This is a genomic window from Acidovorax sp. FHTAMBA, from assembly GCF_038958875.1.
Taxonomy (GTDB): Bacteria; Pseudomonadota; Gammaproteobacteria; order Burkholderiales; family Burkholderiaceae_C; genus Acidovorax.
Map to the genome: position 1 here is coordinate 2,161,147 of NZ_CP152407.1, position 21,779 is coordinate 2,182,925.

Consider the following 21,779-nt stretch of genomic DNA (forward strand, 5'->3'; position numbering starts at 1 on the left):
CGTGCAAAGCCCCCGACCTTTCTTCAAACTTCGCATGGATCTGGACTACACCACGCTGCACCAAATGCGCCGCCAGCACCCCGCCTGGCGGCTGCTGGTGGCCGAGCATGCGCCGTTGGTGGCCAGTTTTCTGCACCGCGTTTTCATTGCGCCGAATGTGCGCTCCATGGCGCAGGCCAACCTGGTGGAGGCGCTGAACGACACGCTTTACGATCTGCGTGAACGCCTGGGCGAGCAGGCCTTCCCCCGGTCGGCGCTGGACTATCTGAACGACTGGGCCGCGCACGACAAGGGCTGGCTGCGCAAGTTCTACCCCCCGGGCACGGACGAGCCGCAGTTCGACCTCACCCCCGCCACCGAGCGGGCCTTGACCTGGCTGGCCAGCCTGACAGAGCGCAGCTTTGTGGGCACCGAATCGCGCCTGCTCACGCTGTTTGCGCTGCTGCAGCAAATGAGCGAAGGCACCGACACCAACCCCGAGACCCGCATCGCTGAACTGCACAAGCGCCGCGATGCCATCGACGCGGAAATCGCCCAGGTGCTGGGCGGACACATGCCGCTGCTGGACGACACCGCGCTCAAAGACCGGTTCCAGCAGTTCACCAGCTTGGCGCGTGAGTTGCTGGCCGACTTTCGGGAGGTGGAGCACAACTTTCGTCAGCTCGACCGCAAGGTGCGCGAACGCATCGCGCTGTGGGACGGCGGCCCCACGCAGGGCCGGGGTGCGCTGCTGCGCGAAATATTGGGCGAGCGCGACGCCATTGCCGAATCCGACCAGGGTAAGAGCTTTCGGGCGTTCTGGGAATTCCTCATGTCGCAGGCGCGGCAAGAGCAACTGAGCGCGCTGCTCGACCACGTGCTGGCCCTCGACCCGGTGGCGCAACTGGCCCCCGATGCACGGCTGCGCCGCGTGCACTACGACTGGCTGGAGGCGGGTGAGCATGCCCAGCGCACGGTGGCGCAGTTGTCACAGCAATTGCGCCGGTTTCTGGACGACCAGGCCTGGCTGGAGAACCGCCGCATCATGGACCTGCTGCACGGCATCGAAGCGCGGGCCGTGGCGCTGCGCGATGCGCCCCCGCCTGGCGAGGTGTTTGCCGTGGACGCCCTGCACCCCGCTGTGCAGTTACCCCTGGAGCGCCCGCTGTTTCGCCCTGCGGCCGCGGTAGCGCTGAACGATGCTCCCGTGCAGGTAGGCGACGCTGGGGTGGACGCTGAGGCGCTCTTTACCCAGGTGCGGGTGGACAAGGCCGCGCTGGCTGCCCATGTGCGGCAAGCGCTGCAAACGCGGGCCCAGGTCAGCCTGGGTGAGTTGCTGCACATGCGCCCGCTGCAGCAGGGGCTGGGCGAGCTGGTGGCCTACCTGCAACTGGCGAGCGTGGCCGCGCAGGCCGTGGTGGACGAAGCTGTGCAAGAGACGGTGCACTGGACCGCATCTGACGGCGTGCAACGCAGCGCCACGCTGCCGCGTGTGATCTTTGTGAGGACTTGAGCATGAGCGACGACCTGTACAACGCAGCAGCGCCCATCGACGCGCCCGCAACCCCCGCACCTCAGTGGGATTTGTCTGCAGTGGTCATCCCGTTGCTGCGTGGCGTGGTCTACCGCGATGAAGACGCTGCGTTGTGGGATGCCCTGCAGGCGCTGCGTGCACGGGCGGCAGACTACGTGGCGGTGCTGGCGTTGGACCTGGTGGTGGACGAGGCCGAAGGCTACGCCTTTGTGCGCTCGCGCGTGCAAGAGGAGGACGAGGCGGCCGCCAAGTTGCCGCGCCTGGTGCGCCGCCAGCCCCTGAGTTTTCACGTCAGCCTGCTGCTGGCCCTGCTGCGCAAGAAGCTGGCAGAGCTGGACGCCACCGGCGGCGAAGCCCGGCTGATTTTGGCGCGCGACGAGGTGGTGGAGATGGTGCGCATCTTCATGCCCGCCAGCACCAACGATGCGCGGCTGATCGACCAGATCGAAACGCACCTGAACAAAGTGATTGAGCTGGGCTTTGTGCGCCGCCTCAAGGCCACCCATGCGGGCCAGGCACCGGTGTACGAGGTGCGCCGCATCCTGAAGGCCTTTGTCGATGCGCAATGGCTGGCCGATTTTGACGAGCGCTTGCAGGCCTACCAGCAGCACCTGAGCGCCCCGCAGGCGGAGGCAGACGATGCACAGTAGTGACGAGGGCGACCTGTTTGCAGGCGATCCCGCAGCCCCCGCAGCCCCGGCCGCGCCCGGAGCTCCCGCCGCCGCGCAGGCGCAGTCCGACGCTTCCACGGCGGTGGCGCTCTCAGGCTTTCGGCTCACGCGGCTGGAGGTATACAACTGGGGCACCTTCGACAAACGCGTGTGGTCGCTGGCGCTGGACGGCCGCAACGGCTTGCTGACGGGCGATATTGGCTCGGGCAAGTCCACGCTGGTGGATGCCGTCACCACGCTCTTGGTGCCTGCGCACCGCATTGCCTACAACAAGGCCGCCGGGGCCGATGCGCGTGAGCGCTCCTTGCGCTCTTATGTGCTGGGGCATTACAAGTCCGAGCGCAACGAAACCAGCGGCAGCGCCAAGCCCGTGGCCTTGCGCGACGCGGGCAGCTATTCGGTCATCCTGGGGGTGTTTCACAACGCGGGGTTTGACCAGACGGTGACGCTGGCGCAGGTGTTCTGGCTCAAGGAGGCCCAGGGACAGCCCGAACGCCTGTACGCCGTGGCCGACAAGGCCTTGTCGATTACCGACGACTTTGCCCAGTTTGGCAGCGCCATCACCGGGCTGCGCACACGGCTGCGCAAAGGCGGTGTGGCCCTGTTCGACAGCTTTGCGCAATATGGCGCGCATTTTCGGCGGCGGTTTGGCAACCTGGGCGAGCAGGCGCTGGAGTTGTTTCACCAGACGGTGTCGATGAAGTCGGTGGGCAACCTTACCGAATTTGTGCGCCACCACATGCTGGAGCCCTTTGACGTGGCGCCGCGCATTCAGAGCCTGATGGCGCACTTTGACGACCTGAGCCGCGCCCATGCGGCGGTGCTCAAGGCGCAGCACCAGGTGGCGCTGCTGACCCCGCTGGTGGCCGACTGCGACCGCCATGCCCAGGTGCAGGCCCACATCGACACCCAGCGCGCCAGCCGCGATGCGCTGCGCGCGCACTTTGCCGGGCTTAAGCTGGCGCTGCTGGATGAGCGCATTGCGCAGCTCACCGATGCCCTGGCCAGCGACCACACCAAGGTGCAAGTGCTTGAGGTCGACAAAGCCCGCCAGCAAACGCAAGAGCGCGAACTGCGCGCGGCCATTGCCCAAAGCGGTGGCGACCGCATTGCCCTGCTGGAAGAAGCCATGGCCCGCAGCCAGGCCGAAAGCACGCGCCGCAAAGCCCATGCCGCGCGCTACGACGCGCTGCGCCAGCCGCTGGGCCTGCTGCAGGTGGGCAACGCGCAAGAGCTGCTGACCCAGCAGCAGGCCTGCCAAAGCATGCGTGAGGTGGAAGGGGCTCGCAGCAACGCGCTGCGCAACGAGGAGGTGGAGCAGGGCGCCGCGCTGCACCAGGGGCGGCAGGAGCACGCCGAGCTGGCGGCAGAGATTGACAGCCTGCGCGGGCGCCGCAGCAACATCGATGCGCGGCAGATCGGCATCCGCGCGGCGCTGTGCCAGGCGCTGGGCGTGCCCGAAGACCGCATGCCCTTTGCGGGCGAGCTGATCGAGGTGCGAGACAGCGAACGCGACTGGGAAGGCGCCATCGAGCGGCTGATGCACAACTTTGGCCTGTCTTTGCTGGTGCCCGAAGCGCTTTATGCGCGCGTGGCCGAATGGGTGGACCAGACGGCCCTGCGCGGACGGCTGGTGTACTACAAGGTGCACCCAACGCGGCCTGCAGACGTCCCGGAGCTGCCCGCCGATGCCCTGTTGCGCAAGCTCTCCATCAAACCCGATTCACCCTTTTACGGCTGGCTGGAGCAGGCGCTGTGGCAGCGCTTTAACGTGGTGTGCTGCACCACCCAAGAGCAGTTTCGCCGCGAGCCCCGGGCCATCACCCGCGCCGGGCAAATCAAGGGCGGCGAGCGCCACGAAAAGGACGACCGCCACGCGCTGGCCGACCGCAGCCGCTACGTGCTGGGCTGGAGCAACACCGCCAAGCTGGCGGCGCTGCAGGCCAAGGCCAAAGTGCTGGAGGCCCACGTGGGCCGCGTGGGCGCCCGCATTGCCGAGCTGCAGACGCAGCAGCAGGCGGTGCAAGAGCGCCTGCGCTGGCTCGACAAGCTGGTGGAGTTTCACGACTATGCAGAGCTGGACTGGCAAACCCCCGCGCGCGAGGTGGCGAGGCTGAACGACGAACTGGCGCAGTTGCGCGCATCCTCCGACCTGCTGCAAACCCTCACCGGGCGTTTGGCTGAGGTGGAAAGAGCACTGGTCCAGCAGGAGGGGCGCCTGGCCGAGCAGCGCGACCGGCGCACCCGCACCGAGGTGAACCTGGCCCACGCCCGCACCCAGCGCAGCGATACAGAAGCGGCCCTTACCGATGAGCCCCCTACAGACCGTGCTGCCGCCGAGCACCTGAACACCCTGTTGTCCGAGGTGCTGGGCGGCCAGCCGCTCACGCTGCCCCACTGCGACGCCCGCGAGCGCGAGCTGCGCGAGGCGCTGCAAAAGTCCATCGACGCCGAAGGGCGGCGCAGCCAGCAGCTGGTGGAAAAAATCATCGCCGCCATGCGCGCATTCAACACCGCCTATGCGCTGGAGACGCAGGAAATCGACGTGGCGGTGGCTTCGGCCAGTGAATACCGCAAGTTGCTGGAGCAACTGCACGCCGACGACCTGCCACGCTTTGAGGCCGACTTCAAACGCCTGCTCAACGAGAACACCATCAACGAGGTGGCGCATTTCAATTCGCAGCTCAACCGCGAGCGCGAAACCATCCAGGAACGCATTGCGCTCATCAACCAGTCGCTCACCCAGATCGACTACAACCCCGAGCGCTTCATCGTGCTGGAGGCGCAGGCCACGGGCGACGTGGAGGTGCGTGAGTTTCGCGCCGAGCTTACGGCCTGCCTGTCGGGGGCGATGTCGGGCGCCCTGCCCGGTGACGGGGCGGGGCAGGGCAGCCAGTACTCAGAGGCCAAGTTCCTGCAGGTCAAGGCCATCATCGAGCGCCTGCGCGGCCGCCCGGGCCTGGCCGAGCCTGACCGCCGCTGGGCCGCCAAGGTGACCGATGTGCGCAACTGGTACGTGTTTTCGGCCAGCGAGCGCTGGCGTGCCGATGGGCGCGAACACGAGCACTACAGCGACTCGGGCGGCAAGTCGGGCGGGCAAAAGGAAAAGCTGGCCTACACCATCCTGGCCGCCAGCCTGGCCTACCAGTTCGGGATGGCCTGGGGCGAAACGCGCTCGCGCAGCTTTCGCTTTGTGGTCATCGACGAGGCGTTTGGGCGGGGCTCGGACGAGTCGGCGCAATATGGCCTGCAGCTGTTCCAGCGGCTCAATCTACAACTGCTCATCGTCACGCCGCTGCAAAAAATTCACATCATCGAGCCCTTTGTGTCCAGCGTAGGCTTTGTGCACAACGCAGAGGGGCGCGACTCGCAACTGCGCACCCTGAGCATTGAGGAGTACCAGGCCGAGAAAGAGCGGCTGGAGGGCCTCACGCAGCAAATCCACATCCACCCGGAGCCCGGCCATGGCCTGGACTAGCCCGGACGACCTGCACGCGCAGGTGCAAAGGCGCTGGGACCGGGGCGAGCTGCTGGCCGCGCTGGTGGCTGGCCACGCGGCGGTGGATGCGCCGCCACTGGCCTTCCCCTGGCGGCTGCGCGTGGTGGCGCCCAGTTCCAGCGAGCTGGCCCAGCGCTTTGCCGAGGCCCGCGGTTGGGCCAGCAGCCTGCGGGCAGGCGCAGGCCACTACCGGCTGGAAGAACGCGAACTGCGTCACCGCGAGGTAGGCCAGCACAGCCTGCCCGACGTTGCCTGGGTAGACAGCCTGGACGCCGCCCTGGCCCTGATCGGCAAGACCGCCGACGCCCGCCGCTTTGGCGCGCTGGTGGCCACCACTGCCGGGCAGCAGCCCTTGCTGTTGCCCTGGTTGGCGCGCCGCCCTCTGCAGGCCCTGGCGCTGGCTGCGGCCTGGCCCCGGCTGCTGGCCGTGGTGGCATGGCTGCAGGCCCACCCCCGGCCCGGCATCTACCTGCGCCAGATGGACCTGCCCGGCGTGGACACCAAGTTCACCGAAGCGCACCGGGGCGTGCTGACCGAGCTGCTGGACCTGGTCCTGCCGCCCCAGGCCGTGGACACTGCGGCCACGGGCGTGGGCCAGTTTGCACGCCGCTATGGTTTTGCCGACAAGCCCTTGCGCATCCGGCTGCGCTGGCTAGGGGTGGCTGCGCTCGCGCCGTGGGGGGCTGGCATTACAGATATCACCATCACACAAACCGCTTTTGAGGCATTGAACCCACCTGTGCGCCGGGTGCTCATTACTGAAAACGAAGTCAACTTTCTGGCCTTGCCGCCGGTGGCCGATAGCCTGGTGGTGTTTGGCGCGGGCTACGGTTTTGAGGTGCTGGCGGGCGCGGCCTGGCTGCGGCACTGTGCAGTGCACTACTGGGGTGACATCGACACGCACGGCTTTGCCATCCTGGACCAGCTGCGCGCCACGCTGCCGCAGGCCCAGTCGCTGTTGATGGACCGCGCCACCTTGCTGGCCCATGCCGACCACTGGGGGCACGAGCCCCAGCCCTTGTCGCGCGAGTTGCCACGGCTGCATCCTCATGAATCCGCGCTTTACGACGACCTGCGCTATGGCCGGGTGCGGGCAGAGCCCCCCCTGCGGCTGGAGCAAGAACGCATCGGGTTTGGCTGGGTTGAGCAGGCCCTGTCCGTGCTGCAGCCGACCGGGGAATCTGAATGAATGTGCCGTTGCAAGATCTGTGGCCCGCAATGTTGCCCGGCATCTGGGCCGCAGGTTGGCTCGCGTTCTTCTTGGCGGTGCCCCTGGCTTTGGCGGTGGATTACTTGCTGGGCGAGCCGCCCGCTGCCTGGCACCCCGTGGTGTGGATGGGCAAGGCGCTGCAGTGGTGGGGTGTGCGGCTGGCACCCACATCGCCTGTGGCGCAGGATTTCAAGACTTTTTGGCGCTCAGCGCTTATCTGGTGTGCGCTAGCAGCTATTGTTTTTATAGTGACTTGGGCGGCGCAGCAGCTGGTGCTGATGTTTCACGGGTTGCTGGCGGCGGCATTGCTCGCGCTGCTGCTCAAACCGCTGCTGGCCTGGCGCATGCTGCGCGACGAGGTGTTAGCGGTGGAGGTGGCGCTGGGCCAGTCGCTGCCTGCGGGGCGCGCGCAACTGTCCCGCCTGGTGAGCCGCGACGTGAGCGGCCTCACAGCCGTGCAGGTGCGCGAGTCGGCCATCGAATCGCTGGCTGAAAACCTCAACGACTCGGTGGTGGCCCCGCTGTTCTGGTTTGCGCTGCTGGGCCTGCCGGGCGCCGCGCTGTACCGCTTTGCCAACACGGCCGATGCCATGTGGGGCTACCCCGGCATGCGCGGCGGGCGTTACTGGCAATGGGCGGGCAAGTGGGCCGCGCGGGCGGACGACGTGCTGTCGTGGGTGCCCGCGCGCATCACGGCCGTGCTGCTGGCTGCTGTGACCCGGGGCGTCACATTGCGCGCCGTGGCCCGCCAGGCGCGCAAGACGCCATCGCCCAACAGCGGCTGGCCCATGGCGGCCATGGCGCTGGCGCTGGGTGTGCGGCTGGCCAAGCCCGGGGTGTACTCGCTGCACAGCAAGGGCCGCAGGGCCGGGCCGCTGGATACGCGGCGTGCGGCGCGCGTGGGCACGCAGGTGGTGCTGGCTATGTTGCCTGTGGTGGCTGCACTGCAGCTGCTGGTTCTCGTGGTGCTTGCTTGGGCACATGCATGACATCCCCAGCTTTTCTCTCTCTGCATGCGCCCTTGCACGGCGGCCCGGACGCCATGGGCATCCCTGTGTTCGACTTCTCGACCAACAGCAACGCCTGCGGCCCGTGCCCCGAGGCGCTGCACGCCGTGCAGGTGGCCGACGCCACGCGCTACCCCGACCCGGCCTACACGGCCCTGCGCGAGGCCCTGGGCGCCTTCCATGGCGTGGCCCCTGGGCGCATCGTGCTGGCGGCCAGTGCCAGCGAGTTCATCCACCGCATCACTGCGCTGGCGGTGCAGCAGGGCGCGGTGCAGGTGGCCGTGCCACTGCACAGCTATGGCGACTATGCCCAGGCTGCGCAGGCGCGTGGGCTGGAGGTGCTGCGGGGCGGCGGCGGCGCAGCAGGCCTGCAATGGGCGTGCGAGCCCTCCAGCCCTCTGGGTGTGGAAGACCCCTCGGTGCGAGGGTGGCGACAAAGCGATGCTGCCGCTGGCTGGCGGGTGCTCGACTGCGCGTATGTCCCCCTGCGGCTCGGCGCGGAGGGCGCATGGGCTGGCGCGCCGTCGCCGCTCATGCCATCGGCCTGCTGGCAGCTCTGGACGCCCAACAAGGCCCTGGGGCTGACGGGCGTACGTGCCGCCTATGCGATTGCGCCGCCAGACTGTGAAGAGCAGGCGCAGGGGCTGACGGCCCTGGCCCCTTCCTGGCCTGTGGGCGCCCACGGTGTGGCACTGCTGCAGGCGTGGACGCAAGCCACCGTGCAGCAGTGGCTGGTGCGCAGCCTGCGCACTCTGGGCGCCTGGAAGGCGCGCCAGCAGGCCCTGTGCACCGACCTGGGCTGGGCCTTGCACGCCGGCAGCCTGGCCAACTATTTTTGCGCGCAGCCCGCCACAGCCAGGCTGCAAAGCGACCTGGCCGCGCTGCGCGCCAGCGGCATCAAGCTGCGGGATGCGACATCGTTCGGCCTGCCCGGCACCGTGCGCCTGGGGGTGCTGGCGCCTGCTGCTCAAGATGCGCTGCAGGCCGCATGGCAGGCGCTGCCGGGCCGTACCATCCCGCACAGAGTTTCAAGCGGTTCAGGGGAGACCTCGTGAGAACCATCACCGTCAATCGCTACGTCACGCCGCTGCGTGAAGGTGGCTCCATGCCCGCCATCGTTGAGGGCGACGACCTGGGCACCTACGTGCTCAAGTTCCGTGGCGCAGGGCAGGGCGTGCGCGCACTGCTGGCCGAGATGATCGCGGGCGGTATCGCCCGTGCGCTGGGCCTACCCGTGCCCGAGATCGTGCTGGCCCAGCTCGACCCCGCGCTGGCGCAGACCGAGCCCGACCCCGAGATCCAGGACCTGGTGCGCGCCAGCGGCGGCCTGAACGTGGGGCTGGACTACCTGTCGGGCGCGCTCAATTTCGACCCGGCGGTGGATGTGGTGTCCGATGATTTTGCCTCACGCCTCGTGTGGTTCGATGCCTTGGTGGGCAATGTGGACCGCACCGCGCGCAACACCAATCTGCTCATGTGGCACCGCCAGCCCTGGCTCATCGACCATGGTGCGGCGCTGACCTTTCACCACGCCTGGAACGGCACGGTGGCCCTGCCCGCCAAGCCCTTTGCGCCCATTGCCGACCATGTGCTGCTGGCCCGGGCCACGCTGCTCGCGCAGGTGGATGCCGAGCTGGCCGCGCGCCTCACGCCCGAGGTGGTGACCGGCATTTTGGCCGAGGTGCCCGACGAGTTTTTGGTGCTGGCCGGTGCCGACCACGAAGAAGGCCTGCTGACCGCAGCCGCTACCCACCGCCGAGCCTATGTGGACTACTTCTGCGCGCGCATTGCCGGGCGCACGACCTGGGTGAATGCGCTGAAGGAGGCCGTCGATGCACGCGCCTGAGGTGTACGACTACGCCATCGTGCGCGTGGTACCGCGCGTGGAGCGCGAAGAGTTCATCAACGCCGGCGTGATCCTGTCGTGCCAGCGCACCGGCTTTCTCCAGGCTGCCATCGCGCTCGATGAAGCGCGCCTGCTGGCCATGGACCCGCACGCCGACATCGACACCGTGCGCCGCCATCTGGCCGCCATCGTGGCCATCTGTGCGGGCGACGAAGGCTGTGGCCCCATCGCCCGCCTGCCGTACCGCCAGCGCTTTCACTGGCTCACCGCCAAGCGCAGCGCCATCATCCAGACATCCCCCGTGCACACCGGCCGCTGCACCGATGCGGCGGCGGCACTCGAACACATCATGGACCGCATGGTCCGCCCTCTGCCTTGACTTCCACCACCTCTTCCAACCGAGCCCGCTGCGTGATGGTGCTGGGCACCACCAGCGGCGCGGGCAAAAGCTGGCTCACCACCGCGCTGTGCCGCTACTACAGCAACCTGGGCCTCAAGGTGGCGCCGTTCAAGGCGCAGAACATGAGCAACAACGCGCGTGTGGTGCCTGGCCCCGCTGGCGTGATGGGCGAAATCGGCAGTGCCCAGTATTTCCAGGCTCTCGCGGCCCGCGCCGAGCCCGAAGTGCGCATGAACCCGCTGCTGCTCAAGCCCGAGGCCGACACGCACAGCCAGGTGGTGCTGATGGGGCAGGTGAGTGCCGAGCTCACGGCCATGCCCTGGCGCGGCCGCAGCGAAAAGGTGTGGCCGCAGATCGCTGCAGCACTGGATGCACTGCGTGCCGAGAACGACGTGGTGGTGATCGAGGGCGCAGGTTCGCCTGCAGAGATCAACCTGCACGCCAGCGACATCGTCAACATGCGCGTGGCCCGCCATGCCGATGCACGCTGCCTGCTGGTGACCGACATCGACCGGGGCGGTGCGTTTGCCCACCTGTACGGCACCTGGGCGCTCTTGCCCGAGGACGAGCGTGCGCTGATCCATGGCTTTGTGCTCAACAAGTTTCGCGGCGACGCCAGCCTGCTGGCCCCTGCGCCGCAGATGCTGCAAGACCTGACCGGCGTGCCCACGGTGGCCACCATACCGATGCAGTGGCGCCACGGTCTGCCCGAAGAAGACGGCGTATTTGATGACCGCACGTTGTCAGCGGGCGCCGTGCACACCACGGTGGCCGTGGTGGCCTACCCGCGCATCAGCAACGTCGACGAGTTCCAGTCCCTGAAGAACGTGCCCGGCGTACGTCTGCTGTGGGCGCGCAGCCCGGCAGACCTGGGCGGGCTGACGCCCTCCGACTGGGTGGTGCTGCCCGGCTCCAAGTCCACCGCCGCCGACCTGGCCTGGCTGCGCGCACAGGGCCTGGATCAGGCCATAGCGCAGCACGCGGGGCAGGGTGGCACGGTGCTGGGCGTGTGCGGCGGCCTGCAGATGCTGGGCGAGGCGTTGATCGACACCGCAGGCATCGATGGCAATGCGCCGGGCCTGGGCCTGCTGCCCCTGGTCACCACCTTCGAGGTGGCCAAGACCGTGCGGCGCGCCCAGGCGCAGTTGGGTGCGGTGCAGGGGGCGTGGGCGGCATTGGCAGGGGTAGCGGTCACCGGCTACGAAATCCACCACGGCCAGACAGCCCAGCACCCGGCCATGGCTGCCAAGGGCGATGTGGCGCGCGAGGTCATCCCCGGCATCGCCTGGCAAAACCCGGCGGGCAACGTGCTGGGCGTGTACCTGCACGGTTTGCTGGAAGACGCTGCTGTTTTGAAAGCCCTTTTTGGTGCCCATGCGCCCACACTGGAGGCTGTATTTGATGGGCTGGCCGATGGCGTTGCCCGGCACTTCGAACCCGGTGTGCTGGACGCCCTTGTCGCGCAAGCTGACGCCGAGTAAGCCCCGCGATGGCACTCTCCTGGGGGCACGGCGCATGAAATTCATATGAAAATAGCCTCTAGCGCTTATCCATCAAGCGCCAGCAGCTATCAAAACTGAAGCAATTGCGCACCCCGCGTTGACGCCGACACGTCTGCCGCCATTCATCGACACCAGGGTGATCGGTAGCCCAACAGCCCGCAGGGGCATCGTCACCCGGGTTGTCGATTCGGGCGCGCTCAACCGCCGTTGGTAACGGGCGCGGGTGGGGCTCTCCCCCACCTGGCGGGCCTCAGGGAAGCCCAGGTCGCATGCCCGCGACCGGCCATGCGCGCGTTCGCCACAAGCGGGAAAACCCCGGCGTAAAACTGAGAACTGAGTCCAGAAATCCGGGCCGGGCTTGGCTAACATCCGCCAGTTCCGAACGACCGTTCGATTTTTCAACCCTTCTGCGAAGCATTCCATGACCGAATTGCCTGTAAGGCCCTGGCACCCGTCGTACCAGCAGGTGGGCATTGCCCCGGAACTGGAGTCGATGCCCCACCGCAACCTGGCCGAACTGACCCACGAATGCTGCAAGAAGTGGCAGGCGCAGAGCAAGGTGAAGGCCGCCTTCAGTTGCGTGGTGCCCAACGGCATGAATGGCCGTCTGAGTTTTGAGCAGGTGGACGAACTTTCCGACGCGTTTGCCGGGTACCTGCGTGCCGTGGCGGGCCTGAAGGCGGGCGACCGCGTGGCCGTGCAAATGCCCAACAGCCTGGGTTACCCGGTGGCGGCACTGGGGGTGTTCAAGGCTGGCTGTGTGCTGGTGAACACCAACCCGCTCTATACCGAGACGGAAATGATCCACCAGTTCAACAACGCCGGCGCCAGGGTGCTGGTGATGGTGGACATGTTCGCCGACAAGCTGCCGGCGGTGCTGGCCAAGACCGGGATCGAGAAGGTGGTGCTGGCGGCAGTTTCGGAGTTCTTCCCCGCCGTGCCTGGCGCCGTTGTGCGCGGGGTGCAACGCTACTGGAGCCGGGTGCTGCCGCAGGTTTCGGTGCCCCATGTGCGGCTGAAGGATGCATTGACCCAGGGGCGCGCCACGCTGGCCAAGACGCCCGCCCGCACCTACTGGGAAACCGTGGGCCGCCATGACCTGGCGCTGCTGCAGTACACCGGTGGAACCACCGGCGTGAGCAAGGGCGCGATGCTGACGCACGACAATTTGCTGAACAACATCCAGCAGACCCGCGCCATGGGCCAGACCCACATGGCCATGGGCGAGGAATGCGTGCTGACGGCCCTGCCGCTGTATCACATCTTTGCCTTCACGGCCAATCTGCTGGGCTTTCTGTCGATTGGCGGGCATAACGTGCTGATCCCCAACCCCCGGCCAGTGCAGAACCTGCAGCGCGCCATGGAGAACTTCCCCATCACATGGATGACGGGAGTCAACACCCTGTTCAACGGCCTGCTCAACGAAGAGTGGTTCGTGGCCTACCCGCCCAAGACGCTCAAGGCGTCCATCTCTGGCGGCACTGCGCTGCACACCGTGGTGGCGCAGCGCTGGCGCGAGTTGACCAAGACGCCGATTGCCGAGGGCTATGGCCTGACCGAGACCGCGCCGGTGGTGAGCTTCAACCCGCTGACCGGCACGCCGCGCGACGGCAGCATCGGCATTCCCGCCCCGGGCACCGACGTGCGCCTGGTGGACGACCAGGGGCAGGATGCCGCGCCGGGAGCACCCGGCGAGATCTGGGTGCGTGGCCCGCAGGTCATGAAGGGCTACTGGAACGCCGAAGAAGAAACCGCCAAGGTCATGAACAACGGCTGGTTCGCCACGGGCGATGTGGCCGTGATGGACGAGCACGGCTTCATGCGCATCGTGGACCGCAAGAAGGACATGATTCTGGTGTCGGGCTTCAACGTGTACCCCAACGAGGTGGAGGACGTGATTGCGGACATGGACCATGTGCTGGAGGTCGCCGTGATCGGTGTGCCCGACGCCAAGACGGGCGAAGCGGTGCGCGCGTATGTGGTGCAAAACCCGGACCACGCCAAGGAAGTGATGCCCGCCGACGTGATCGCCCACTGCAAGCAGCACCTGGCGGCCTACAAGGTGCCCAAGCTGGTGGTGGTGCGCGATGAACTGCCCAAGAGCCCCGTCGGCAAGGTGCTGCGCAAGGACCTGCGCAGGGCGGTGGCCGAAGAGCTGAACCGGGGTTGAGCCCCACCCCTCCACCCTGAGAACGAGTACTTCAAGATGATCTCCGAATTCGAGACCAAGCTGCTGGGCATCATGATGATCGTCATCATGCTCGGCATGGGCGCATCACTGACCTGGCGCGACTTTCGCATCGCCTTTCGCAAGCCCAAGGGGGTGATGGTGGGCCTTTTGTGCCAGTACGGCATCATGCCGCTGCTGGGCTTTGTGCTGGCGAAGGCGCTGGGCCTCTCGCAAGGCCTGACGGTCGGGCTGATCCTCATGGCGTGCATGCCGGGCGGCACCACCTCCAACATCTTTACCTACTTCAGCAAGGCGGTGCTGGCGCTGTCAATCATGATGACCTCGGTGTCGTCGCTGATCGCGCTGGGCATGGTGCCCGCGCTGCTGGAGTTTTACTCGCAGCTGGCCGGGCTGAGCGGCGATTTCAAGATTCCGGCAGGCAACGTGGCACAGGTGCTGTTTGTGCTGCTGGTGCCCACCGTCCTTGGCATGGTGCTGCGCAAGCTCAACCCCAACATCGGCGCCACCATTGAACTGCTGGGTGGCATGCTGGGGGTGGCGGTGATCCTGTTCCTGGTGTTCACCTGGATTCCACGCAACCACATGCTGCTGGCCGGCACGCCGTGGTACGTGTTCTTTGCCGCCATCGGTCTGGGCATCTTTGGCATCGCACTGGGTTTTGGGCTGGCCCGGCTGCTCAAGCAGGACCCCAACCGCAGCCGCACCATCGCGCTGGAGACCGGCATCCAGAACGGCCCGCTGGCTGTGCTGATCGTGACTCTCACTTTTACCGGCCCCATGCAGCAGGAGGTGCTGTTGATTCCGGTGCTGTACTCGCTGTTCATCGTGATCACCTCCAGCATCGTGACAGTGTTTTTTCGCCGCAAGAGCATGGCCGAAGCACTGGCCCGCGACCGTGCCAAGGACGGCTCGGTGCTGGCCAGCTGAGATCCAGTCCTTGAATGGATGGGGCGCACCGGGCTGCTACCATTCGCGGCTTCAGGTGCCCAATGCCGCTTGGCGGCAACGGGAGAATCGGGAAGGCGGTGCAAATCCGCCGCGTGCCCAACGCTGTAAGGATGATGACCCCTGCTCAATGCCACTGGCCGCCAAGGCCGGGAAGGCGCAGGGGCCAGAAGACTCCAAGCCAGAAGACCGGCCTGAATATCCAACGCGCTGCAAGGCCCGGCAGCGCGCCACCTATTCACGCACAGGGGACTGCCATGAATACCAGCGCAGTGGCGCAAGCCACGCCCAGCGCGCACGCCTTCACGCAAGAAGCGCGCGACGCCATCTACCACGCCATCTTTTCACGCCGCGATGTGCGCGGGCAGTTTCTGCCCACACCCGTGCCTGACGAGGTTCTGAGCCGCATCCTCACCGCCGCGCACCATGCGCCCTCTGTGGGCTTCATGCAGCCCTGGAACTTCCTCGTGGTGCGTTCTCCAGACACCAAGCGCCGCGTGCAGGGTGCCTTTGCCAAGGCCCATGCCGAAGCGGCTGACATGTTCGAGGGCGATAAGCGTGCCGTGTACCAAAAGCTCAAGCTCGAAGGCATCGTCGAGGCGCCCGTTGGCCTGTGCATCACCTGCGACCGCGAGCGCACCGGCCCCGTGGTGGTGGGGCGCACCCACATGAAAACCATGGACCTGTACAGCAGCGTTTGCGCTGTGCAAAACCTGTGGCTGGCTGCGCGCGCGGAAGGGTTGGGCGTGGGCTGGGTCAGCATCTTCCACCAGGCCGACCTGCAAGCGGCGTTGGGCATTCCCAAGGGCATCACCCCCATCGCCTACCTGTGCGTGGGCTACGTGAGCCACTTTCACGCCAAGCCCGAACTGGAAACTGCCGGCTGGCTGCCGCGCCTGCCCATGGAAGACCTCGTGTATTTCGACCAATGGGGCCAGCGCGACGACCAGCAGCCGCTCATCGCCCACCTGCGGCGCGACCAGGCCGCCGCCCGGCGCGGGTGCGAAGCCACCGCCTGACCCTGCCACCATGCGCCGACCCGCGCGCACTGCCATTGATCGCGCGGCCTGCGTGTGCGGTCCGCGCTCCACCTGATTGAAAGTTGAACACGCCATGAATACCCGCCTGCCCCTGATTGCCGACATCGCCGACCCGCAGCTCACCCAGGCCCTGCAGCACAAGCTGGACCACAAGACCAAACCTCTCGGCTCACTGGGCCGCCTGGAGCAGCTTGCGCTGCGCCTGGGCCAGATCCAGGGCACTGCATCGCCCGAGTTACAGCAGCCGCAGATGGTCGTCTTCGCCGGCGACCACGGCCTGGCCGCGCGCGGCGTGTCGGCCTTCCCGAGCGACGTGACCTGGCAGATGGTGGAGAACTTCCTCGTCGGCGGCGCCGCCGTGAGCGTGCTGGCGCGCCAGCACGGCCTGGCGCTCACGGTAGTGGACTGCGGCGTGGCGCGCGACATCGCCCAGCGCGAGACAGCAGCTGGCCAGCCGCGTCTGCTGCTGCGCAAGGTGGCTCCCGGCACGCAGGACGCGAGCCAAGGCCCCGCCATGAGCGCGGCGCAGTGCGCCCAGGCCCTGAACCACGGCATGGTGCTGGTGCACGAACTGCCAGGCAATGTGCTGCTGCTGGGCGAAATGGGAATTGGCAACACCTCGGTCGCCTCGCTGCTGCTGGCGCGCGTGTGCGGCCTGCCCATTGCCGAATGCACCGGCGCCGGCACCGGGCTGGACGCCGCGGGGATAGCGCGCAAGCGCACCGTGCTGCAGCAGGCGCTCGACGCCAACGCCGACGCCACCGCACCGCTCGCCGCCCTGGCCGCGCTCGGCGGCTACGAAGTCGCCGCCATGGTCGGCGCCGTGCTGCAGGCCGCCGCCGAGCGCCGCGTGATCGTGGTGGACGGCTTCATCACCAGCGCCGCCGTGCTCGTGGCCAGCCGCCTGCAGCCCCATGTGCTGCAGCGCTGCGTGTTCGCCCACCGCTCGGGCGAACGCGGCCACCAGCTCATGCTGGCGCAAATGCAGGCCGAGCCTTTGCTTCAACTCGACCTGCGCCTGGGCGAAGGCTCGGGTGCTGCGCTCGCGTGGCCTCTCCTGCAATCGGCCTGCGCCATCCTGCGCGAGATGGCGAGCTTTGAGTCGGCCGGGGTGTCGGGTCAGGCCGCTGTGTGATGCTTTGCCGGTCGCTACCAAATCAATAGCTTCTTGCGCTGGATGAACAAGCGCTGGAAGATAATTTGGCTGATATTTGGTGGAGCGTGACTACACGGCGAAAATGGTTCCCCCTACGGTTCCTGCATCCCGGCACCCCATTCATTCGCAAAGCCCCCTGTGAGCCTTTACACCCAATTGCAAGCCGCCAAGAGCGAAGAAGACGTCAAAGACGCATACATCAAGGCCCTGGGACTCAAGGGCTACACCAAGGGTTTGATCGACATCCAAACCAAAGAGATTTGGTTCGAGGCCAAGGACACCGGCAAGTACTCCAGCTATGCCATGTTCACGCAACTGCTGCATTACGTGCAGGTAGCGTTGAACAAGGGCGAATCGGTTCCGCCCTTCCTGGCGGTCATCGACACCGAAAAAGCGGCGCTGATGAAAAGCACCGATGTGTTGCCGTTTCTGGCCAAGAAAACCGTCAAATGGGGCAAGTCGGCCAGCCAGTACACCCAGGAGGCACTGGACGCCATATCGGCCCACATTGGTACGCACTTCGTGTCGTTCAAGATTTCCACGCACGAAGACGAATTCATTAGCACTGTCCGTGCAGCCATCAAGAGCGGCGACATTATCCGCACCCAGATTACCCCTGACAACCTGAAGCAGGTGTTCGATAAATGGGTGGCCATGATTGGCCGCGAGATTGCCGGCGTGGACGAAGAAAAATACGCCCTGCTGTTCTTTGCGGACATCATGCACGACGGCACCGTGTCCACCCACGCCAACCTGCCCGCCGAACTGCTGCACAAAAACGGCGCGCCCGTGTTCAGTCTGGGCGGCAAGATGCTCGAGCTGGGCAACAAGGAAGGCTATCGGCGCTTCTGGGCTATCTACCACCGCCCGCCCAAGAGCGAGTACCGCGACTACCTGCTGGAGCGCCGCGACAGCCTCATCCCGCTGGACGAACGTAGCTTCAAAGGCGCGTATTACACGCCGCTGCACGTGGTGGACAAGGCCTATGACAAACTGACCGAAACCCTCGGCAAGAACTGGCAGCGCGAATACATCGTGTGGGATATGTGCTGCGGCGTGGGCAACCTGGAGGTCAAGCACAGCAACCCGCGCAACGTCTACATGAGCACGCTGGACCAGGCCGATGTGGACGTGATGAAAGCCACCAAGACCTGTGTGGCAGCGCACCGGTTTCAGTACGACTACCTGAATGACGACATCACCGACGACGGCAAGATCGACTACAGCCTGAGCAATAAGGTGCCGCAAGGGCTGCGCGATGCGATTGCGGCGGGGAAAAGAATATTGGTGCTGATCAATCCGCCGTACGCAGCCGCGACCAATCGGGGAAACACCGCGCAGGTTGGCGACGCTGAGTACAAATCAGGCGTGGCAGATACCAAGTTTGCCGCAACGGCTATGGCGGACTATGGCAGGGCCAGCAATGAGTTGTTCACTCAATTTGTGGCACGAATTGCCCATGAAATTCCAACGGCTACGCTGGCGATGTTCAGTACATTGAAGTACATCAATGCCCCTGACTTTGAGATATTCCGCCAAAAGTGGGGTGCAACCTATCGGGGCGGCTTTGTTGTGCATAACCAAGCGTTCGATGGCTTGAAAGGGAAGTTTCCTATCGGCTTTTTGATATGGCAAACCAATCAGGGTTCGAGTTCACGAATCACCGAAGTGGTTGCTGAGGCTCTCGACAAAGAAGCGCGAGCGATTGGAGAGAAGAAATTCTTCAACATCCCATAATCGCAATACTTGAGCGCGTGGATAGTTCGACCCAAAACCAATGACATCAACGTCATACCGTTAAAAAATGCCGTCACACCCGCGACGGCCACCAAAGATTTGAGGGGAACCAAGTGGGCTGAAGGCGCAATTGCCTGCATGGATTGCGCGGGCAATGACTTGCAGCACGCCGAACAGCACACGGTCATTTTTTCATCCGGTTATGGAAGCGCCGGAGGATTCCTGATCACAGACAAAAATCTATGGCAATCCGCGATTGTGTTCGCGGTCCGCCGTCTGATAGTTCCAACATGGCTCAATGACCGCGACCAGTTCTTGCGACCCACAGCACCACTCACGGATGAGTTCAAGAACGATTGCCTGATCTGGATGCTGTTCAACCGCTCCAATCGCACCGCCAGCGCCAACGGTCTTGAATGGAACGGCAAGCAGTGGTCACTGGTCAACCATTTCATCCCTTTCACCGAAACCGAGGTCGGCGCGCCTGATCGCTTCGAGTCCGACTTCATGGTGCAGTATCTGGCCGACAAAACCTTGTCGCCTGAGGCGCAAGCCGTGCTGGATGCGGGGCGCACACTGTGGCAAATCTACTTTGCCCATACCGATCCGCGTTCCGTACGCGACGAGTACAAGCTCAACCGCCCTGACGTGGGCTGGTACCAGATCCGCAACGCTCTCAAGGCGCGTAATGCCACTGGTGATACGGTGCCAGTGGCCTTTGGCCCGCTGGAGCAGGTCTATCAAGCCCTTACAGAAAAGCTGCAGCCGCAGGTTTTTAGCCTGGGATTCTTACGCTGATTGCTCCTAAAAACATAGCTTCGGGCGCTTATTGGGCAATCGCTGAAAGCCATTCGTTCAATTATTCAAAACCGTTCGGAACGGGCAGACGGTCGTCAAGCTCGATCGGATATACCCCGGGGTATCAAGCCTCGACGGTCTGATTGCGACCCTCTGCCTTGGCGCGGTAGAGCGCGGCGTCGGCACGGGATAGCATGGCGTCCAGGGTCTCCTGGGGCCCGGTCCAGCTGGTGAGGCCGATGCTCACCTGGCAGTCGAGAGGGTGGCCTGAGGCGAGCGTGACGTGGATGCGCTGGGCCACACCCACGGCCGCAGCCGTGTCTGCGCCAGGCAGAAGCACCAAGAACTCCTCACCCCCGTAGCGCCCCAGCCGGTCGGCACGGCGCAGCACCTGGCGGGTGCGTTCGGCAAAGTGCACCAGTACGGCATCGCCGTGCTGGTGGCCATGCGTGTCGTTCACGGCCTTGAAGTTGTCCAGGTCCAGCATCATGATGGAGGGGCCATTGCCATAGCGCTGGGCGCGCTCCAGTTCATCCTCGCAGCGCTGCAGCAATGCGCGGCGGTTCAGGGCCTGTGTCAGCGAGTCGTAGGTGGCCAGGTGCTCCAGTTCGGTGCGCAAGCGGTCGGTGGCCATCAGCACCGCGCCGATCGACAGCATCAGCACCGTGAGCACGTAGGCGCCCACATAGAGGGTCTGGAACACCGAGGCTTCCATCAGGCCACTGCCCGCCTTCCCGGCCACGATGGAGCCGAGCCGGACAGCCAGCACGAGCATGTGCAGCGCCAGCACCACTTCGACCAGCCGCACGGGAAAGTTGCGGCCCCCGTGGCGCAGCATGAAGCGCAGCTGCACGGCATACAGCACGCCCATCAACAGGGTGAAAAACCCCACGCGCGCGGGGTAGTTGGGGGCCCAGTACGTGAGGTAGATGAACACCACGGTGCTGCCCGCCATCACCCAGTTCCAGGTGCGCCAGGTGGGGGGCTGCCCCAGGAACTGCCGTGTACCCATGTAGTAGGTCACGTTGCCCAGCACCAGCAGCTGGTTGGCCAGCACCAGGCCCAGCCAGTCGGGGATGGCGCCGCGCATGCCGAACAGCAAGGTGGAGCCCAGCCAGATCAGGGGCGCTGCCGCCCAGCCGCCCACGCCCCGGATGCTGGGCGGGTAGTGTCGCCGCATGAACAGCAGCACCATGGCCATGACGGCGGACATGAAGCCCCCCAGGGCAATCATGGAACGCGGGTCGAGGTTCGTCATCCAGTGGTGCGGGCTTGGGGGATAAAGGCGTAAAAAAATGTTTCTACGCGGCGCTCAGTATAGCCACGGCCCGCTGCGGCGGAAGGCCTTGGGTGACGCTGGTGTGGGGCGGTGGTTACGGCCAGATTTTCAAGCATTTTTGGCCGCTGGCGCTTTGTGGTAAAGCGCTGACAGCTATTAAAAATATAGCTAATGGGCCGAGATCAGGGCGCCGGCGTTTTGGGCCGGTAGTCGCAATACGGGCTCACCGCGCATTCCCAGCAGCGCGGCTTGCGCGCCTGGCACACGTAGCGGCCGTGCAGGATGAGCCAGTGGTGTGAATCCACGGCGTATTCCGCAGGAACACGCTTCATCAGCTGCATTTCCACCGCCAAAGGGTTCTTGCCGGGCGCCAGGCCGGTGCGGTTGCTCACGCGAAATATGTGTGTGTCCACCGCCATGGTGGGCTGGCCAAAGGCCACGTTCAGCACCACGTTGGCGGTCTTGCGGCCCACGCCGGGCAGGGCTTCCAGTGCTTCGCGGGTGCGGGGCACCACGCCGGCGTGGCTCTCCACCAGAATGCGGCAGGTTTCCATGAGGTGCCGCGCCTTGCTCTTGTACAGGCCGATGGTCTTGATGTAGCCCTCCAGCCGTTCCAGTCCCAGGTCGACAATGGCCTGCGGCGTGCCCGCCACCGGGAACAGCCGACGCGTGGCCTTGTTCACGCCCACGTCGGTGGCCTGGGCCGACAGCAGCACAGCGGCCAGCAGCTCGAACACCGTGGTGTATTCCAGCTCCGTATTGGGCAGGGGGTTGGCCGCCTTCAGGGTGGCAAAAAAGGGTTCAATCTGCGCGGTCTTCATCGGTGGGTTGGGTGGGGGTGGGGAGTCGAAGGGCGTGCGGTGGCAAGGGGTGCGCTGTTCAGCCGCTGCGCTGCAACGGCGGCGCCTGCAACAGGCCGACGCACAGGCCGACGCACAGGCCGACGCAGTGTAAGCCGCAGGAAACCTGCTCGCCAATTGGCGAC

Annotated in this window: 17 protein-coding genes and 1 riboswitch; of the genes, 15 read left to right on the plus strand and 2 right to left on the minus strand. The window is 65.7% G+C overall.

What is annotated here, in order from left to right:
- Positions 1-34 precede the first annotated feature (34 nt).
- The 15 genes from AAFF19_RS10175 (at position 35) to AAFF19_RS10245 (ending at position 19,515) form a co-directional block, all read left to right on the plus strand.
- Entirely contained in the window at positions 35-1,492 is a 1,458-nt protein-coding gene (locus tag AAFF19_RS10175) for a DUF3375 domain-containing protein (RefSeq protein ID WP_342721747.1), read from the plus strand.
- 2 nt (positions 1,493-1,494) lie between these two features.
- Positions 1,495-2,163 (plus strand): DUF4194 domain-containing protein, encoded by a 669-nt coding sequence (locus AAFF19_RS10180; protein WP_342721748.1) that lies wholly within the window; start codon positions 1,495-1,497, stop codon positions 2,161-2,163.
- On the plus strand, positions 2,153-5,662 hold the full coding sequence (locus tag AAFF19_RS10185) for an ATP-binding protein (protein WP_342721749.1): 3,510 nt from the start codon (positions 2,153-2,155) through the stop codon (positions 5,660-5,662). Before AAFF19_RS10180 ends, AAFF19_RS10185 begins: the two co-directional genes overlap by 11 nt.
- Complete coding sequence (locus AAFF19_RS10190) at positions 5,649-6,872, plus strand: Wadjet anti-phage system protein JetD domain-containing protein (RefSeq protein WP_182119066.1); 1,224 nt, start codon at positions 5,649-5,651, stop codon at positions 6,870-6,872. Before AAFF19_RS10185 ends, AAFF19_RS10190 begins: the two co-directional genes overlap by 14 nt.
- A gap of 29 nt (positions 6,873-6,901) precedes the next feature.
- Positions 6,902-7,882: an adenosylcobinamide-phosphate synthase CbiB gene (gene cbiB, locus AAFF19_RS10195; RefSeq protein ID WP_246330821.1), complete on the plus strand. Its 981-nt coding sequence runs from the start codon at positions 6,902-6,904 to the stop codon at positions 7,880-7,882.
- A complete protein-coding gene (locus AAFF19_RS10200; RefSeq protein WP_182119068.1) occupies positions 7,879-8,955 on the plus strand; it encodes an aminotransferase class I/II-fold pyridoxal phosphate-dependent enzyme in 1,077 nt (358 codons plus the stop codon). Before cbiB ends, AAFF19_RS10200 begins: the two co-directional genes overlap by 4 nt.
- A complete protein-coding gene (locus AAFF19_RS10205) occupies positions 8,952-9,746 on the plus strand; it encodes a HipA family kinase (RefSeq protein WP_182119069.1) in 795 nt (264 codons plus the stop codon). The genes AAFF19_RS10200 and AAFF19_RS10205 overlap by 4 nt, the downstream gene beginning before the upstream one ends.
- The gene (locus AAFF19_RS10210) at positions 9,733-10,125 is read left to right on the plus strand and encodes a DUF3037 domain-containing protein (protein WP_055395250.1); all 393 of its coding nucleotides are present in this window, start codon (positions 9,733-9,735) and stop codon (positions 10,123-10,125) included. The genes AAFF19_RS10205 and AAFF19_RS10210 overlap by 14 nt, the downstream gene beginning before the upstream one ends.
- A 35-nt stretch (positions 10,126-10,160) precedes the next feature.
- Positions 10,161-11,627 (plus strand): cobyric acid synthase, encoded by a 1,467-nt coding sequence (locus tag AAFF19_RS10215; RefSeq protein WP_342721845.1) that lies wholly within the window; start codon positions 10,161-10,163, stop codon positions 11,625-11,627.
- 442 nt (positions 11,628-12,069) lie between these two features.
- Entirely contained in the window at positions 12,070-13,818 is a 1,749-nt protein-coding gene (locus AAFF19_RS10220; RefSeq protein ID WP_342721750.1) for an AMP-binding protein, read from the plus strand.
- A gap of 36 nt (positions 13,819-13,854) precedes the next feature.
- On the plus strand, positions 13,855-14,766 hold the full coding sequence (locus tag AAFF19_RS10225; protein WP_008906153.1) for a bile acid:sodium symporter: 912 nt from the start codon (positions 13,855-13,857) through the stop codon (positions 14,764-14,766).
- A 36-nt stretch (positions 14,767-14,802) separates the two neighbouring features.
- A riboswitch (cobalamin riboswitch) is annotated at positions 14,803-14,997 on the plus strand.
- A 44-nt stretch (positions 14,998-15,041) separates the two neighbouring features.
- Positions 15,042-15,803: a 5,6-dimethylbenzimidazole synthase gene (gene bluB / locus AAFF19_RS10230; protein ID WP_182119072.1), complete on the plus strand. Its 762-nt coding sequence runs from the start codon at positions 15,042-15,044 to the stop codon at positions 15,801-15,803.
- Between the two features lie 94 nt (positions 15,804-15,897).
- Positions 15,898-16,959, plus strand: a complete 1,062-nt coding sequence (gene cobT, locus AAFF19_RS10235) for a nicotinate-nucleotide--dimethylbenzimidazole phosphoribosyltransferase (RefSeq protein WP_182119073.1) — start codon at positions 15,898-15,900, stop codon at positions 16,957-16,959.
- A 159-nt stretch (positions 16,960-17,118) separates the two neighbouring features.
- A complete protein-coding gene (locus tag AAFF19_RS10240; RefSeq protein WP_342721751.1) occupies positions 17,119-18,717 on the plus strand; it encodes a hypothetical protein in 1,599 nt (532 codons plus the stop codon).
- A 9-nt stretch (positions 18,718-18,726) separates the two neighbouring features.
- The gene (locus tag AAFF19_RS10245) at positions 18,727-19,515 is read left to right on the plus strand and encodes a hypothetical protein (protein WP_342721752.1); all 789 of its coding nucleotides are present in this window, start codon (positions 18,727-18,729) and stop codon (positions 19,513-19,515) included.
- Positions 19,516-19,639: 124 nt separating this feature from the next.
- Here AAFF19_RS10245 and AAFF19_RS10250 read toward each other — a convergent pair whose 3' ends face one another.
- A complete protein-coding gene (locus tag AAFF19_RS10250; protein ID WP_342721753.1) occupies positions 19,640-20,773 on the minus strand; it encodes a GGDEF domain-containing protein in 1,134 nt (377 codons plus the stop codon).
- A 203-nt stretch (positions 20,774-20,976) separates the two neighbouring features.
- A complete protein-coding gene (gene nth / locus AAFF19_RS10255) occupies positions 20,977-21,615 on the minus strand; it encodes an endonuclease III (RefSeq protein ID WP_342721754.1) in 639 nt (212 codons plus the stop codon).
- Between the last annotated feature and the right edge of the window lie 164 nt (positions 21,616-21,779).